Source organism: Algicella marina, assembly GCF_009931615.1.
In the GTDB taxonomy this organism is placed as follows: domain Bacteria; phylum Pseudomonadota; class Alphaproteobacteria; order Rhodobacterales; family Rhodobacteraceae; genus Algicella; species Algicella marina.
This window is the reverse complement of sequence record NZ_CP046620.1, coordinates 208,608-222,405: the sequence shown is the minus strand read 5'-3', so window position 1 is coordinate 222,405 and position 13,798 is coordinate 208,608. Positions and strand designations below refer to the sequence as shown.

Here is a 13,798-nt window from a genome sequence, read left to right as displayed (position 1 = left end):
GTCACCGCCATAAATGCGCGAACCCGCGTAGCCGGTACTGCACGGCCGCGAGCCAACGCGCTCGCCGCAGCGGGTTGCGCGATACCTGCGGCACACGCTCCGCCAACCGGTCGAGGATCACCTCGGCGCTGCACGCCCGCCCGCTGACAGGGTCGAAATAACGCGGATAGGTGATCAGACTGGCATGCACCAGCGCCACCAGATCGGGCCGCGCCACCCGCCGGTCGCACACCTGCCCGTGATCCTCCGTCAGTCCCCAACCGGCATAGAACGGCATGCCGAGGCAATGCACCTCCAGCCCGCGCATCAGCCCCTCGAACCCCATCAGCGAGGTCATCGTCACGATCACGTCCGCCCGGTCCATCAGATCGGCTGCCGACATATCGCGCGCCACGAAATCCGCCAGACCCGCCAGATCGGTCTCTGCGATGGCGCCCTTGCGCAGGCCGATCTCCACATCCGGATGCGGCTTGTAGATCACGTATTCATCGGGGAACCTCGCCCGTGCCCGCCGCAAAAGCGCCAGATTGGTGGAAACCTCCCCTGTGCCCAGCCGGATCGAGGCGTCATCCTCCACCTGCCCCGGCACCAGCACAACCCGTTTGCCCGCGGGCACCCGCAATTCCGGCACCTCCGCGCCGACGTTGTACTTCGTCACCTTCGCCGCCACCACGCGCGCCAGCAGCGCCTCGGCCCGCGCCCGTTCCCCAGCGCCGATCACGCAGGCCTCCGCGATCAGCCGCTCCATCCGGCTCGGCCGCGTCGGGTCGAAATAGATGCCCTCGTCATCCAGCACCAGCGAGGCCGCAGGCAAAAGCTGCGCCCCCAGCCCGACGGAACGCAGAAACCCGTCCTCCATTCGCCGCAGCGGCACATCATCGCCGCAGGCCGCCCGCAATTCCGGCGTTTCCTTGCCCGCCCAGACGATCACCTCGCGGCCCTCGGCCCGTGCCAGCGCCGCCGCCTTCTCCGGGTCATGCTCGAACCTCGGCACTCCCTTGGCACCCTTCAGAAACGCCCGCATCGGCGCGTGCTTCCACGGCTTCATGCCCACGCACACCGCGCCGCGCGCATTCTCGCGCCACGCCCGCGCGGCTTCCGCCAGTTGCAGCGCTGCCTCCTCGAAATCGCAAAGTCGGTCGCGACACGGGTCCACCCATGTCGGGTAGAGCAGCATCGCCGCGGCGAAAACCTCCTCCACACTGCGCCGCGCCGTTCGCCGCGCCAGCGGCTTGCGATCCTCCGTCAGTCCCCAGCCGGCGTAGTAGGGCTGGCCAAACACCACCGGCCGGTGCCCCGCCATCAGCGCCTCGAACCCCATCTGGCTGGTCACGCAATAGACTGCCTCGGCCCGCTCCAGCAGGTCCCACGGGTTGGCCGGAGCGGTGAAAAGCTCCGTCCGCGCATCGCAATCCTCAGTTCCGAAATGCCCGCGCTTCTTCGCGGCGGAAACCTCCGGATGCGTGCGCACCACGATCCGGCGGTCGGGATGCGCGGCCTTCGCCTCGGACAGCATCGCCGCAAAATCAGCCTCATGCGCTCCACCCAGCCGGATCGAGGCATCGCCCCGCGTCTGATCGATCACCAGCACGAAACCCGGCTCCGGCAGGTCCGCCGGCTCCCACGCATTGTATTTTGAGAGTTTGTGCCGCCGCAGAAACGCGATCCCCGCTGCCGCCCGCGCCATCAAAGCAGGGTCCGACAGATCGCCAGATTGCAGCATCTCCTCCAGCCGCGAGGGCTGCGAAGCGTCGAAATAGAGACCGAGATCATCAAGGATAATCCCCGTCGGTGGCTCACCGGCATAGCCGGGCCGGACGGAGCGCAGAAACGCATCCTCCACGTTCAGCACCGGCACGCCAGTACGCCGCGCCACTGCCAGCCCGCGCGAAGAAACCGGCCGCCGTCCCCACACGCCGATGGCATCGCAGGTGCCAGGCCGCCACCCCGGCACCACTTCCCAGCCCGCAAGGGACAGGATGCGGCGCAGGGGCCTGTTGTTCAGGAATCCGAGCGTATAGACGCCAAGCCGATGCCGGCTCAGTTGTCCGTCAGCAGATCGCCCACCCGCACCACGTCCGCCGTGAAGCTGAGTGTCTGCGAGGTTGCCGTCAGGATTTTCGTCCATGCCACAAATGGTGCTTCCGTGATGTAGATGGTGTCCTTGTCGCGGACCTGGAACTCCTTGGCAAGGAAGACACCGTCTGGCCGGGTCAGGTCGATGACGTAGACGAAAGGCTCGTTCTCGCCAAGATCGTTGCGGCCAGTCACCTTGTTGGCAATGGACTGAACCTCCCGCCGGAATACGAAGATGCCGGTCGGATCGGATGTGTTACCGTTCAGGCCGCCAACCTCCGCCACGGCCTCGACCACCGACATCCGCCCTTGCGGAAATGGAACCCGCGCCTGCGTGCTGGTGGCACCCAGCGCTGTAAACGTCCGCCGGTCCTCTTCCACGATGATCTTGTCATTGGCCCGCAGCGCGACGTCCAACCGCGGATCGTCATAGAGGTCCTGCAGGAAAATGCGTCCGGTTGTGCCGCCGCGCCGCACCGCCACTTGCGCGACATCAGGGTCGATGGTCACACCGCCCGCCGTAGCCAGCATCGCGCTGAGCCGCGTGGTGGAGGGCACAAGCGGATAGACGCCCTGCGCCCCGACCCCGCCGATCACGCTGATCGAGGAACCGTCGCCGGCCACGCGGCGCACTTCGACCTGCGGGTCCGGCGTCTGCGGGTCCAGCTTGCGGGTAATCAAACGCCGCAACTGCTCCGGCGTGTTGCCGGCCGCCTTCAGAACACCGGCATAGGGCATGAAGATATTACCCGCCTGATCGACCTGAATTTCCTGAATGAAGGCCTGCTTCTGGCCTGGCCCGACCAGCAGCGCCGGGTCCACGTTCTCCCAGACCGTGACGGAGATCACGTCGCCGGGGTTGATCGTGTCGGTGCTCGCCAGCCCCGCGCCAGTAAAACTTGACGGGAACGAGAGATTGTCGTCGAGATAGCTCGCCACCGCCACGCGGTTGTCCACCAGCACCACGTTGACGGGTCCGCCCTCGGCCTTTGATCCCGCGAGAATTTCGTCATCCTTTGGGCCGGAGCGCGGAAGCGCACAGCCACTCAGCGCGACGATGCACGCGGATACCACGGCCATGCGGCCGATCCTTGTAAGTCTGCTCATGCCCAGCCTGCCTCGGTTGGTTCTGTTTTTTTCTATTTTTACGTAAAAGACCGGTCCGCGGCAACAAAAGCAACGGTTTACGGCTGCACCGCGTCCCAAACCTTGCGGAGTTTGCTTTTTCTGCAACGCTCTTCGTAGGGATCGAGGCTCTCCAACATCACGTGAACGATGTTCCTCAACACCTCCGCGCGACCCTCTCCAGTATAGAAACCACCCGTAAACTGCGATGTCTCCAGCAGATACTGGCGATAATCGCGGTAAGCATCCGTATCCGGCATCTTGGGGTTGGCGAAAAACTCGGCCAGCGGTTGTTCGCTCACGAACTCAGGCTTGGCATAGACCGAGCGCCCGAAAATCCGCAGCGGCATCCCGCGCCACAGCACCTGCTGCCCGGCAGTGGAGTTTACCGTAACGGCTGTCGTCGCGTGGTCCATCATCGGCCCCAGCTTGCCGCCGCGGATCATCTGCACCCGATCGCCGACGCCATAGGCGGCAGCGCAGTCACGGATGATCTGGCGCAGCGGCTCGCGACCGTCCTCTAGTGGATGGGTTTTGAACACCAGACGGTGATATTTCGGCGCACCCTCCGCGAAGCCCTTGCAGCACAGGTCTATGAACTCGCCGATATTGTTGAAATCACTGTGTTCGGTGAAGGAACTGTCATGTGCAAGTTGCAGCAGCACCAGGTGATAGTTGGCACCGCTGTTGTGCAGCTTTTGTGTCTCACGTTTCCGCTCCAGCACGTGGAAAGGAAACAGCGCCAGCCGGCGGATATAAAGAAACCACTCCTTGCGGACACTGATGGTGCGATGAGGGCGGTAATTCCGGTAGGCGCCGTTACGGAAAAGGATGTGCCAGTGATACAGCGCCCCAAGATAGATGTGGTGCCACAGCGCACCCCACTGTGCCGGCGCTTCCGGCACCGGGCGGCGCACATCGCCCATCTGCGCCCGCATCTCGCTGACGGTCATGTTCATCAGCGGTGAATGGCCATTCACGCCACCATGCTCGTAGGTCACCCAGTAGGGCCGCAGGTAGCCTTCTTCGAAACAATGCACCGTCAGTGCCAGTTCACGGGCGATTTCCCGCGCCTTGGCATGAATGAAACGGGTATCGCCATATAGCACGAGGTCGGTGATTTCCTGCTGTTTCAGGAAGTCTCTCAGGAACTCCGGCCACCCGTCCTTGCTGTCCGTGAAGGGCGTATAGTCATCCTTGTGCTTCCAGAAATGCGCGTCGCCCGCATTGAAGCCGATACGGCTGACCTTCGTCCCGGCCTGCTTCAGCAGTCCCGCAAGATCGGAGAAGAAGGGCCCATGGGGACCCTGTAGAAACAGAAAATGCCGCTCTGCCAAGCTATTGCCCTTTTATTATACGAGCTTTCAGCCCGATTTCGATACGCCTTCGCCCACCTTTCCGGCAAGTGCCGTCTTCGAGTCTGCCCCAAGAACTCTTGTGGTGTGTCATTTGCGCGTGTATCCCGCCATGCACTAGTGCTAGCTCAATGGCAGGTCCATGTTTACCGGAATAGTAACAGATATTGGCGAAATCCTGCTTGTCGAGGAAAAGGGCGATCTGCGTGCCCGCATCGGCACCGCTTACGTGGCGGAAAGCATCGATCTCGGCGCCTCCATCGCCTGTGAGGGCGTGTGCCTGACGGTGGTGGATCGTGGCACGACGGAGGGTCGCCACTGGTTTGATGTCGACATCTCCGCCGAAACTCTGGCCCGCACCAACCTCGGCACCTGGAAACCCGGCACACCCGTCAACCTGGAACGCGCGCTGCGCGTCGGTGATGAACTCGGCGGCCACATCGTCTCCGGCCATATCGACGGCCTGGCACGAGTGCTCGAGACAGCGGATGTCGGCGACAGCACCCGCGTCACCTTCGAGGCCCCTGAAGACCTTGCACCGTTCATCGCTGAAAAAGGCTCCGTCGCCCTCAACGGCACATCACTGACCGTCAACACCGTCACCGGCAACCGCTTCGACATCAACTTCATCCCCCACACCAAAAGCCAGACGACGTGGGGTAATGTCGCCGCGGGTGATGCCGTCAACCTTGAGATCGACACCCTGGCCCGTTATGTGGCCCGTCTGAACGCAACTCAGCCGAAATGAGCGAAAGCCGCATGGACGACGCCTCAACATACACCGACGCCATCTCCAGCGTCGACGAGATCATCGAAGATGCCCGCAACGGCCGCATGTTCATCCTCGTCGATCACGAGGATCGTGAAAACGAAGGCGATCTCGTCATTCCCGCGCAGATGGCCACGCCGGACGCCATCAATTTCATGGCTACCCACGGTCGCGGCCTGATCTGCCTTGCGCTCTCCAGCCAGCGCCTCGATGCGCTCGGCCTGCCGCTGATGGCCGCGTCCAACTCCTCCCGGCACGAAACCGCCTTCACTGTCTCCATCGAGGCCCGCGAAGGCGTGACAACCGGCATTTCCGCGCATGACCGCGCCCGTACAGTCGCCGTGGCTATCGACCAGTCCTCCGGCCCCCAGGACATCGCCACCCCGGGCCACGTCTTTCCGCTCCGCGCCCGCGAAGGCGGCGTGTTGGTCCGCGCCGGCCACACCGAGGCGGCGGTGGACATCTCCCGCCTCGCCGGTCTCAACCCTTCGGGCGTCATCTGCGAGATCATGAAGGACGACGGCTCGATGGCCCGTCTGCCCGATCTCGTCGCCTTCGCCCAGTTGCACAACCTCAAGATCGGAACCATCTCCGACCTGATCGCCTACCGCCGAAAGCACGACAACCTCGTCCGGGAAAATGCGGTCCGGTCCGTCACTTCCGAATTCGGCGGCGAATGGATGCTGCGCATTTTCACTGACGACACCGAGGGGGCGGAGCATATTGCCCTGTCCAAGGGCGACATCACCACCGATGAACCGGTGCTCGTGCGCATGCACGCCGCCAACCCGCTGGAGGACATGCTCGGCATCGCTCCCGGCCGCTCCACCCAGTTGCAGGACGCGATGCGCATCATCGCCGCCGAAGGGCGCGGCGTCGTCGTCCTCCTGCGCGACATGTCGATGAAACTGGTGCGAGAGCACGAGGCTTCGCCGCAAACCCTGCGGCAATACGGTCTCGGCGCCCAGATCCTCGGCTCCCTCGGCGTGCACGACATGATCCTGCTCACGAACTCACCCAGCCCCAAGCCCGTCGCGCTTGAAGGGTACGGGCTGACTATTCACGGCACCCGCCGCATATCCGGAGGTGAATGAATGGCCACCAGCATCACCCATTATTCGCTGCCCGCACCGGTCTTCGACCGCCCCACCCGCATCGCCATCGTCGTCTCGCCTTACTACCGCGAAATCGCCGATCAGCTTCTCGCCGGCGCAAAAGCTGCCTGCGAGGCTGCGAAAGCCATGTACGATGTGATCGAAGTGCCCGGGGCGCTGGAAATCCCACCAGCCATCGGGCTGGCCGCCCGTTCCGGTGAGTTTGACGGCTACGTCGCGCTCGGCTGTGTGATCCGGGGCGAAACCACTCACTACGAAACCGTGTGCAACGACAGTTCCCGCGGTCTCATGCACCTCGGCCTCGAAGGCCACGCAATCGGCAATGGCATCCTCACGGTCGATAACGTCGATCAGGCAGTCGTCCGCGCCGAAGCCGCCGGCCAGAACAAGGGCGGCGGTGCCGCCGACGCAGCACTTCACCTCGTGGCTCTCGCCCGCCGCTTTCAGGCAAGCCGTCCCGTCCCTCCCGCCGACACCGGCGAATTCCGTGTCGCCGGGTCGGATCAAACCCCAACGATAGGCTGAACGATGACCGGCTCCCCCCCCGATACCGGCAGAAAATCCAACAAGAAGCAGATGCGCTCCGCCGCCCGCCTGTTTGCCACACAGGCGCTCTTCCAGATGGAGGCCTCCGACCAGTCGCTTGACGACGTGCGCGAGGAGTTCGAGACCCATCGCCTCGGCATGGAACTTGATGGCGACACCTACTCCGAGGCGGACGTGGACCTGTTCCGCGCCCTCCTGCACGAGGCGGTCAACCGTCAGGCAAGGATCGACCAGCTTACCGATGCCGCGCTCAAGGAAACCTGGCCCATCGCACGCATCGACCCGACGCTGCGCGCCCTCTTCCGCGCCGCCGGGGCCGAACTGGTCACACAGGACACCCCGCCGAAAGTGACGATCACCGAATTCGTCGATGTCGCGAAGGCATTCTTTCCAGAGGGGCGCGAAAGCAAGTTCGTCAACGCCGTTCTCGATCACATGGCCCGCGCCGCACAGCCTTCCGCGTTCTGACTAGGCCGCACCATAGCCGCGTGTTCATCACAGTTTGGACATGCAAATACTTGAAACCAAGGGCAATAGCGGTACGGTCAGGCGCATGTTCGAGATGGCTTTCGCCAACAGTTTCACGAGGGTACGAACCGGGTTGCACTTCGCAGCGATCGGTCTGGCCCTTGCCGTGCCGGCGGCAGCGCAGGAAAACACTGCCACCACGATCACCGTCATCGACCCGCCGCGAAACCAAGCCTATACTGGCAGCCTGCGCTTCACCCGCATTGACGGCCGGCTGTCCTACGTAGACGAAGCCAACGGCGCCATACCCATGGACGCCGCACGCATCACCCCGCCAGAACCGCGCAAGGAAGTGGATGCGTCACAGATTGTCCGTATCTGGAACGGTCTGGAAACAGGCAGCCGCATCATCCTGCTGGCCATTCTTGCGCTTCTGCTCTACGTCGCCGTGAAACATGGCCGCATCGCCGCCCGCTTCCAGCGCGCCGAAGTCATCGGCGACGCCAACGAGGTACGGCAGGCTGAAGAGGCCGCCGTCCCTCTGCCAGAAGCGCAGTCCTTCCTGCAGTCTATTCGTGCGATGAAGGACAGGGAAGAAGCTCTCGTCAAGCTCATTGCCTATACGCTGGAGGCGGCAGGCCGTCAGAACTCGATCCCGCTCCGCCGGTCCGAGACGGCGCGGGAATTTCTCAACCGTCTGCCATCCGCCTGGCCCAGCCTGCCTGATCTCCGCCGCATCACCATGGCCGAGGAACTGGTTCAGTTTGGCGGCCGTCCACTGGCTGAAAAGACCTTCGAGGATTGCCTGCGCCGGGCAGAGAACATCTTGCGGGGAACCGCATGAGCCACGTCAGCGCCCAGCCGCTTCGCTCCGGAAATTCCGGTGCCAACATCGCGCTGATCCTGTTGGCCGTGCTGGTCATCGGTGGCTTCGGTTGGCTGCTGACCCGCGATGGGGAGCAGCCGCTGGCGCGCTCGCCCATGGGTTTCGCGGGTCTCGTACACTGGGCGAAGCTTCAGGGCTCCGACGTCCAGAACCTGGAGGGCGTGGGCATGGAGGCCAATCGCGTCGGCCTGCGCATCCTGCCACTGTTCGACACCGATCTCGAAACCTTCTTCGAGCCGCCGGAAGATCGCGCCGCCTACCTGCGCACCGGCACCGAGTTCAACATCTCGCTCTACATCGTTCGCGAGAAGGTCGAAATTGTTCCCAGTCTCGTCATCGCCCCCAAATGGACCCGTGGCGCCCGGCACAGCGGCTACGCCCATGCCTCGCTCCTGTTGGAGGTGGCGGACAACGCCCGCCCCTTCGAGCAACTCGGTTTCGGGCAGGACATGCTCACCCGCCCTGACATGAAACTCGCCCAGTTGCCCGGCACCCTGCCCGAAGGTCAGCGCCATACCGCCACCATATACGCCCCGCAACTCTTCCGCCGCGACCTGCCCCAAGCCTGTTCGCCTGTCTTCGACACCCCCTTCGGTGCGCTGCTGATCACCTGTCAGGAGAACGGCACCGATACCCTCCTCCTGTCCGATCCCGATCTCCTGAACAACCATGGTCTCGGTCTCGGAGGCAACGCTGCCCTCGTCGCCGATTTCCTCGGCCCCTATGTCGCGGAAGGCACTGTCCTCGTCGACATGACCACCGCGCAACGCATCTTTCCGGAAAGACCGGAACTGCCGAGGCGCGAATGGTCCGATCTCCTGCGTTTCTTCGAATATCCCCTCTCGCTTTTCTGGGCTGCCCTCGCGTTGGCCGTCGCCCTCGGCCTCTGGCGAAGCTGGCGTCGCCTCGGGCCGCCGGCGCGACCGTTCAACGACGATATCGGCGCCTCCAAATCCGTTTCCATCGCGGCAAAGGCCCGGCTGATGCGCGCCGCCGACCGCAAGGCCCACGTCTTCGAGGCCTATGTCCAGTCCCGCCTCCGCTGGCTCGATCACCGCCTCCACGGCCATCACGGCCACAGCGAAGACCTCCTCCGCCGGCTCGTCCAGCAGGTAAAGAACAAGGATCCCGACCTCGCCCGCAGCTTCGGCGCCGCCGCCGCGGCCGCCATGTCCGGGCAGTCCGACACCAGCGCTACCGCTCTGGTTGCCATCTCTGATAGATTTGAAGCCGAAATCGAAAAGGTGCTTTATGAATTTGGAAGAACTTCGCGAACAAGCTGATCTTGTCCGCACCGAAATCGGCAAGGCAGTCCGCGGGCAGGATGCAGCCGTCGACATGCTGCTCACCGCCCTGTTCTCTCGTGGCCACTGCCTGCTGGAGGGCCCGCCGGGCACCGCCAAGACCCTGCTCGCCCAGAGTCTCGCCTCCGCGCTTGCCATCGACTTCGGCCGGATCCAGTTCACACCGGACCTGATGCCCGGTGATGTCCTCGGCGTGAACATCTTCGACTTCGGTTCCTCCAGCTTCCGCCTGACAAAGGGTCCGGTCTTCACCGACATCCTGCTCGCGGATGAAATCAACCGTGCCCCGCCCAAGACCCAGGCCGCGCTGCTTCAGGTCATGAACGAACGTGTCGCCACCATCGACGGCACCGATTACCGGCTCGGCCCCGATTTCTTCGTCGTCGCCACCCAGAACCCGATCGAACAGCAGGGCACATATCCACTGCCCGAAGCCCAGCTTGACCGCTTCCTGTTCAAGCTTGTCATCGACTTCCCGGATGCCGCCGCCGAACTCGACATCCTCAAGCTCCACGCCACCCAGTCGCTGGATCATGAGGCCCGCCGCGCCGATATCAGGCCGGTGATCGGGGCAGAAGAGCTGCAGGCCGGACGCGACCTCGTGGACAGTATCCGCCTCGACGACACGATCCTGCTCTATATCCTGAAGATCGTCCGCGCCACGCGGGAGGATCAGGAAATCCGCCACGGCGCCTCCACCCGCGCCGCCGACGCCATCGCCGGCGCTGTCCGTGCCCGCGCCGCCCTCGCCGGTCGCGATTACGCCATCCCGGATGATGTCCAGCACCTCATCGTTCCCGCCCTCCGCCACCGCATCGTCCTCGGCCCCACCGCCGAGATCGAGGGGCGCACCGCCGAAGACGTGATGAAGAACATCCTCAACCGGATCGAGGCGCCGAAATAATGCGACCGAGCCGCCGACTGCTGGCCATCGCATCGGCGTTCCTCGCGGCAACGGCGCTGACGGTCAGCGCCCTTGCCGCGCCGCTCCTGCCTGTCGCCCTCCTCTGGGGGGCGCTGCTGTCGTTCATGCTCGCCGATCTTGCCATCAGCCCCTCCCGCCGCGCCATCGCGGTGGAGGTGACGGCCCCCGACGAAGTGTTCACCGGTGAGGATGCGATCATCCGGGCTTCCATCCGCAGCCAGGGTCAGCCAATCCCTACCAGCCTGTCGGCCATTCTTGAGCTCTCCGGCGATCTCGGCACCCGTCAGGATTTCACCCTGCGCGGGTCGTCCCGCGCCGTTCTCGGAGAGGCCCGCGTGCCCGCCCGTCGCCGCGGCACCTTCGCCCTGCCCGGCCTCTGGCTCTCGTGGCCGTCCCGCCTCGGCCTCTGGGAATTCACGCCCCATTTCTCCCTCGACACCGTCCTCCGGGTCATCCCCAACATCCGGCCCGTCGTTTCCGGCCAGATCGACGTGCGTGTTCAGTCGGATCTCTACGGCGTGAAGGAAAACGCGCTCGTCGGCGAAGGATCCGAATTCCACCAGATGCGCGACTTCATGCCCGGGATGGACACCCGCGGAATTGACTGGAAGCGCTCCGCCCGCCGCCGCGATCTCGTGGTCAAGGAGATGCAGTCCGAACGCAACCACCAGATCATCGTCGCTCTCGACAACGGTTACCTGATGCGCGAAGAACTGGCAGGCCTGCCGAAGATCGACCACGCCGTCAACGCAGCCCTTGCCACCGCATGGGCCGCAGGCATCGGCGGCGATCTGGTCGGCCTCTACAGTTTCGACGCCGTGCCACGCCTCTTCGTCCCGCCCCAGCCCGGCCGTGCCGCCTTTCCGGCCTTGCGCGCCCACACCGCCGACCTCTCCTACCAGACCGCAAGTTCCAATCCGACGCTGGCGCTGGCGCACCTCAACGGCAAACTCAACCGCCGCAGCCTGATCATCATCTTTTCGGACTTCGCCGATACCACCACAGCGGAACTGCTGGTCGAGAACCTCACTGTCCTGAATCGCGCCCATGTGATCATCTTCGCCACCTTCTCGGACCCCGAACTGGAGTGGCGCGTCGGCACCGCCGCCCACTCGCTCAACGGCATGGCCGAAGCCGTGGCCGCGACAGAAATGGTAAAGGAGCGCCGCTTAGTGCTGGACGGCCTGTCCCGCATCGGTGTCATCTGCCTCGAAACCAACCCCGGCGAACTCACCGCCCGTCTCGTCTCCACCTACCTCGAAATCAAGGCGCAGGAACTGATATGAACGGCGAAACCGGCATGCAGGACATCCGCTCCGCCCGCTTCCGCGCCGAGCGGGAGGACGACTGGATCAGGCTCGACGGCCTCGTCACCCGCGTCGAGAAACGCGGCCTCTCCAACCTATCCTTCGACGAAGCCCGCGAACTGGCCTCGCTCTACCGCAACACAGTCAATGCCCTGTCCCTTGCCCGCGAAATCTCGCTCGACAGGGCGCTGCACGCCTATCTGGAGGCACTGGCCGCCCGTGCCTATCTCGCCGTCTACGCGCCGAAAAAAGCGCTTGGCGGCATGCTTTGGCAGTTGTTCTCGCGCGGCATTCCGCAAGCCGTCCGCCGCTCCGGCTTCGTTCTCGTCATGGCTTTCGCCACCATGATCCTCGGTGGTGTCGCCGGCTACCTCCTGTTTCTGGAGGATCCCACGTGGTTCAACACCATCGTCCCCGGCGGGTTGGCCGGTGAACGCGGAATACTCAGCAGCCGTGATGAACTGGAGGCCGTGCTCACCTCCGGCGCCGACGGCAGCCTCGACAGGTTCTCCGCCTTCGCCAGCTACCTGTTCTCGCACAACACCCAGATCGCCCTCTTCACCTTCGCACTCGGCGTGGTCATCTGCGTGCCGTCGACATTGCTCACCTTCTACAACGGCCTTGTTATCGGCGCCTTCGCAGCGCTGCACGCCGATCGCGGCCTCGCCTACGAACTGTTTGCCTGGCTCTCGGTCCACGGCGTGACGGAGCTGTCGGCCATCGCCATCGCCTGTGCCGGCGGCTTCCATCTCGGCCTCGCCGTGCTGTTCCCCGGCCAGATGACCCGCCGCGACGCCCTGCGTCACGCGGGCTACGATGCCGTCAAGCTCGCCATCCTCGCCGCAGCCATGCTCGTGGTCGCCGCCGTTCTCGAAGGCTTCTTCCGGCAGATCATCCAGACACCTGAAACCCGCATCCTCGTCGGCTGGGGCATCGGTGGCCTCTGGCTCGCCTATTTCCTCTTTTCCGGCCGGGGGGAGGACAAGTCATGAGCCGGAAGCCGGACAGCCGCAAGCGTCCACCCGTCCCGAAGACAAGGATGACGGAGATCCTGCCGCCCGAAGGCGTCCCCATCCGCTTCGACCTCGCGGGGCTCGGTGGCAGGTTCGGTGCCCAGCTGGTCGATATCCTCCTGTCGTTGCTGGTCGTTTCCCTGTTCATCTTCGTGCTGTCAGCCGCCGACGTCATTACCGGCGAAGGCGTCATTGCCATCCTCGCGCTCAGCATGTTTCTGCTGCGCGCGCCCTACTACATCACCACGGAAATCCTCTGGAACGGCCAGACGCTCGGCAAGCGCCTGCTCGGCCTGCGCGTCGTCTCCGGCGACGGCCGCGCCCTCAGCCCTCATGCCATCACCGTGCGCAACTTGATGAAGGAGTTCGAGGTCTTCGTTCCCGGAACCTATCTGCTGATCGCCTCCAACCTCGGCATCGTGCCGGGCCTGATCCTGCTGGTCTGGATCATCGCCCTTCTCTTGATCCCGCTGTTCAACAAGCGCCGCCAACGCCTCGGCGATATCATCGCCAACACCTATGTCATCAGTGTCCCGCGCCCGGTGCTGTTGCCCGACCTCACCCGCCAGCCGACGCCTGCCGCCGGCCAGTTCACCTTCCTGCCTCACCATCTGGATCACTACGGCCGCTTCGAATTGCAGACACTGGAGCAATTGCTGCAAGTCAGGACTGGCACGCTCAACGCCGCCGCCCGCAGGCAACACGATCTGAATCTTCGCCGCGTCAGCGATGCCATCGTCGCCCGCATCGGCTTTGAGGAGAACATCCCCGAAGCCGATACCGATGCCTTCCTCCGCGCCTTCTACCGCACCCAGCGCGCCTACCTGGAGAATCGCAAACTCTTCGGCGACACCCGCGAAGACAAGTTCCACAACCGCTCGGAGACACGGGCGTGAGTGCCCGGCGGAG

Annotated in this window: 13 protein-coding genes; 10 read left to right on the top strand and 3 right to left on the bottom strand. The window is 64.2% G+C overall.

All coding sequences use genetic code 11. The features are described from left to right. Nucleotide 1 precedes the first annotated feature (1 nt). The 3 genes from GO499_RS01205 to GO499_RS01195 form a co-directional block, all read right to left on the bottom strand. Complete coding sequence (locus GO499_RS01205) at nt 2-2,128, bottom strand: capsule polysaccharide biogenesis protein (RefSeq protein ID WP_161860465.1); 2,127 nt, start codon at nt 2,126-2,128, stop codon at nt 2-4. Further along, nucleotides 2,041-3,183: a polysaccharide biosynthesis/export family protein gene (locus tag GO499_RS01200; protein WP_284154851.1), complete on the bottom strand. Its 1,143-nt coding sequence runs from the start codon at nt 3,181-3,183 to the stop codon at nt 2,041-2,043. The genes GO499_RS01205 and GO499_RS01200 overlap by 88 nt, the downstream gene beginning before the upstream one ends. A 77-nt stretch (nt 3,184-3,260) precedes the next feature. Beyond that, on the bottom strand, nt 3,261-4,538 hold the full coding sequence (locus GO499_RS01195; RefSeq protein WP_161860464.1) for a capsule polysaccharide biogenesis protein: 1,278 nt from the start codon (nt 4,536-4,538) through the stop codon (nt 3,261-3,263). A 160-nt stretch (nt 4,539-4,698) separates the two neighbouring features. Between GO499_RS01195 and GO499_RS01190 the strand changes: the two genes are divergently transcribed. Genes GO499_RS01190 through GO499_RS01145 form a run of 10 tightly spaced genes read left to right on the top strand, consistent with a single transcriptional unit; the run spans nt 4,699 to nt 13,785 of the window. Next, nucleotides 4,699-5,304, top strand: a complete 606-nt coding sequence (locus GO499_RS01190; protein WP_161860463.1) for a riboflavin synthase — start codon at nt 4,699-4,701, stop codon at nt 5,302-5,304. An 11-nt stretch (nt 5,305-5,315) separates the two neighbouring features. Further along, nucleotides 5,316-6,419, top strand: a complete 1,104-nt coding sequence (ribB, locus tag GO499_RS01185) for a 3,4-dihydroxy-2-butanone-4-phosphate synthase (protein ID WP_431309879.1) — start codon at nt 5,316-5,318, stop codon at nt 6,417-6,419. Continuing rightward, nucleotides 6,420-6,965 (top strand): 6,7-dimethyl-8-ribityllumazine synthase, encoded by a 546-nt coding sequence (locus tag GO499_RS01180; protein WP_161860461.1) that lies wholly within the window; start codon nt 6,420-6,422, stop codon nt 6,963-6,965. A 3-nt stretch (nt 6,966-6,968) separates the two neighbouring features. Then, a complete protein-coding gene (nusB, locus tag GO499_RS01175; protein WP_161860460.1) occupies nt 6,969-7,454 on the top strand; it encodes a transcription antitermination factor NusB in 486 nt (161 codons plus the stop codon). A gap of 40 nt (nt 7,455-7,494) precedes the next feature. Continuing rightward, the gene (locus GO499_RS01170; RefSeq protein WP_161860459.1) at nt 7,495-8,298 is read left to right on the top strand and encodes a DUF4129 domain-containing protein; all 804 of its coding nucleotides are present in this window, start codon (nt 7,495-7,497) and stop codon (nt 8,296-8,298) included. Continuing rightward, complete coding sequence (locus GO499_RS01165) at nt 8,295-9,623, top strand: hypothetical protein (RefSeq protein WP_161860458.1); 1,329 nt, start codon at nt 8,295-8,297, stop codon at nt 9,621-9,623. The genes GO499_RS01170 and GO499_RS01165 overlap by 4 nt, the downstream gene beginning before the upstream one ends. After that, entirely contained in the window at nt 9,592-10,548 is a 957-nt protein-coding gene (locus tag GO499_RS01160) for an AAA family ATPase (protein ID WP_161860457.1), read from the top strand. Before GO499_RS01165 ends, GO499_RS01160 begins: the two co-directional genes overlap by 32 nt. Further along, a complete protein-coding gene (locus tag GO499_RS01155) occupies nt 10,548-11,855 on the top strand; it encodes a DUF58 domain-containing protein (protein WP_161860456.1) in 1,308 nt (435 codons plus the stop codon). The genes GO499_RS01160 and GO499_RS01155 overlap by 1 nt, the downstream gene beginning before the upstream one ends. Next, a complete protein-coding gene (locus GO499_RS01150) occupies nt 11,852-12,868 on the top strand; it encodes a stage II sporulation protein M (protein ID WP_284154850.1) in 1,017 nt (338 codons plus the stop codon). Before GO499_RS01155 ends, GO499_RS01150 begins: the two co-directional genes overlap by 4 nt. Next, complete coding sequence (locus GO499_RS01145) at nt 12,865-13,785, top strand: RDD family protein (protein ID WP_161860455.1); 921 nt, start codon at nt 12,865-12,867, stop codon at nt 13,783-13,785. Before GO499_RS01150 ends, GO499_RS01145 begins: the two co-directional genes overlap by 4 nt. Nucleotides 13,786-13,798 lie beyond the last annotated feature (13 nt).